Raw genomic sequence first — 2,888 nt, 5'->3', positions numbered from 1 at the left:
CGCCCGGCCAGGCCAGCGGCCCGGCCCCCGTGCGCCTGGCCCTGCTGGTCGGCAACCGTGCCTACCCGCCGCCGTTCGACCTGCCCCCGGTGCACAAGAACGTCCGCGACCTGCAGGCCGTGCTCGAAAAGCGTGGCTTCAAAGTCACATCCGTGGTCGACCAGAACCCGGGCAACCTACGCCGCGTCATCAACCAGTTCGCCCAGCAATGCCAGAGCGCTCCGGCCGATGCCTCGGTGCTGTTCTATTACACGGGCCACGGCATGCAGGTCGAGGCCGAGAACCTGCTGCTGGGCTCCGGCGTGAACCCCAGCGCCAACGAGCCCGTGCTGCTCGACGGCAGCCTGCACTTCAAGCGCGACGTGATCGACGTGCTGCCCACGCGTCCGAGCGGCCTGACCATGACCGTGATCGACGCCTGCCGCACCAACCTGCGCGCCGCGCTCAAGGCCGGCGACGGCTTCAACCAGGTCGAAGCCCCCTCGGGCTGCCTGATCGTCTTCTCCACCGGCGCCGGCAAGCCCGCCATCTCGCCCTCGGTCGAGACGGCCAATACCTTCTACACAGCCTCCCTGGTCAAGGTGCTCAGCACGGCATCGGATGACATCACGTTTTCGGACATGTTCCGCCTCGTCAAGACAGACGTGCAGAACACGATGCTGAACCACCCCATCGCCGGCATCCGCGCCATGGCGCAGTTCCCCTTCATCGCCGAGAACGTGCGCATCAAGACGCGCCTGTCGCTGATCGCAGGGACGCAGGGCGCGCCCGTCAAGTTCAACAGCCAGGATGAGTCGGCGCTGTGGGCCGAGATCGAAGCCGCCGGCTGGCCGGCCGACATCATGCGGCTCTCGGACGACTACCTCAAGCGCTTTCCCAGCAGCACGCTGGCAGGCAGCGCCCAGGTGGCCCGCGAAGGCGCTGACGACGCGTTCAAGGCCATGCGCCGCAACGATGTGCGCCTGTTCAAGAGCGCCTTCTTTCCCAAGGCCGAGGCCGGCAACCCCGTGTGGGTGGAAATCCGCAAGGCCGCCCGTGGCGACAAGGATGCCGCCGCGCGGATCGCGCGCGTCTACCTGCGTGGTGAAGGCGTCGACCGCGATGCCAACCGCTACGAGGGCTGGATGCAGTACGCCGCCGCCCTGGGCAACGGTATCGCCTCGTACGAACTGGCCGTGTACTACCGCAACCTCGACCAGCCCGTGATGGCCGCCCAGTTCGAGACCCGTGCCCGCGAACTGGCCTACACTCCGCCACCCACGCTGGACCACAACCGCAAGTGACGCGCACCCACCCATGACCTGGAACAACAAAGTCATCTGGACGGAGGGCATGTTCCTCCAGCCTCAGCACTTCCAGCAGCACGACCGGCACGTCGAGCAGCAACTGCGCGACCGCCTGCAGGCCGGCTGGGCCTACGGCTGGGGCTTCTCCGCCATCACGCTGGACGATGCCGCCCTGAACCTGGGCAAGCTGGCCATCACCGCCGGCCAGGGCCTGCTGCCCGATGGCACCGCCTTCTCGCTGCCCAACAACGACGCCGCCCCGGCCGCCTTCGATGTGCCGGCCGATGTGCGCAACGAACTCGTCGTGCTGGCGCTCACGCTGCAGCGCCCGGGCGTGATCGAGTCCGATGCCGAAGAGGCCGGCGGCTCGCTGGGCACGCGCTACAAGGTCACCGAGGTCGATGTCGGCGACAACAACACCAACGCCGACCGCGATGCCGCCCTGCAGATCGGCCGCCTGAACCTGCGCCTGATGCTGGCGCGCGATGCCGTCGAGGGCTATGCCACGCTGGGCGTGGCCCGCGTGATCGAGCGCCGCGCCGACAACAAGGTGGTGCTCGACCCGCACTACGTGCCGCCCATGCTGCACTCGCGCGGCCATGTGATCCTTGACGGCTACGTGCGCGAGCTCTACGGCCTGCTGCACCAGCGTGGCGAGGCGCTGGCCAGCCGTCTGGCCCAGCCCGGCCGCAGCGGCTCAGGCGAGATCGCCGACTTCCTGCTGCTGGAAACCGTGAACCGCAACGAGCCGCTGTTCGCACACCTGCAGAACGTGTCGGTGCTGCACCCGGAGCGCCTGTACAGCGCCTGCCTGACACTGGCGGGCGATCTGTCCACCTTCCGCGAACGCCGCCGCCCCACGGTCTACCCCGAGTACGACCACGACGACCTGGCACGCACCTTCCGCCCTGTCATCGACGACCTGCGCCAGTCGCTGTCGATGGTGATGGAGCAGACCGCGATCCCCATCGAGTTGCAGGACCGCAAGTACGGCGTGCGCGTGGCCCTCATCCCCGATGTGGAGTTGCAGCGCAACGCCCAGTTCGTGCTGGCCGTGGCCGCGCAGATGCCAGGCGAGGCCCTGCGCGGGCGCTTCCCCACGCAGGTCAAGATCGGCCCGGTCGAGCGCATCCGCGACCTGGTCAATCTGCAGCTACCCGGCGTCACCTTGCGCCCCCTGCCGGTGGCACCGCGCCAAATCCCCTACCACGCAGGCTTCAACTACTTCGAGCTCGAAACCCGCAACAACGAGCTGTGGAAGCAGCTCGAAAGCTCCGGAGGCATGGCCATGCACATCGCTGGCGAGTTCCCCGGGCTGGAGCTGGAGTTCTGGGCCATCCGCGCCTGATCAGGGCCTGACACGACCGCGCAACAGGCCCATGCCAGCCTTGTCGACCACACCACGCACAGCGGCCCACCGGGCCGCTTTCCGCGAACGCCGCCGTGACATCACGGTCGGTCAGAAAGCATCGTCATGAGCGATCAAGATCCCTTTGCCGCGTTCGAGTCGGAACGCACTGTCATCAAGCCCAGCGCCGGGCGCGCGCGCCAGGGCGGTCAGGCCGGCGGCGCCGGTGGTCCCGGTGGTGGTGGCTTTGGCGG

The 2,888-nt window shown here is 68.1% G+C and carries 2 protein-coding genes; both read left to right on the top strand.

Features of this window, described 5'->3' with window-relative positions; translation table 11 throughout:
• Nucleotides 1-1,283: caspase family protein (locus WAQ08_RS17625; RefSeq protein ID WP_422193378.1), on the top strand; the 1,283-nt coding region annotated here is incomplete at its 5' end.
• A 13-nt stretch (nt 1,284-1,296) separates the two neighbouring features.
• Nucleotides 1,297-2,634: a type VI secretion system baseplate subunit TssK gene (gene tssK / locus WAQ08_RS17620; protein WP_422193376.1), complete on the top strand. Its 1,338-nt coding sequence runs from the start codon at nt 1,297-1,299 to the stop codon at nt 2,632-2,634.
• The last annotated feature ends 254 nt before the right edge of the window (nt 2,635-2,888 follow it).

The sequence above is a fragment of the Aquabacterium sp. genome (assembly GCF_049274795.1).
Classification (GTDB): Bacteria; Pseudomonadota; Gammaproteobacteria; order Burkholderiales; family Burkholderiaceae_C; genus Aquabacterium.
Note: the sequence above shows the minus strand (reverse complement) of the source record. Positions and strands in the feature narration are given on the sequence as shown.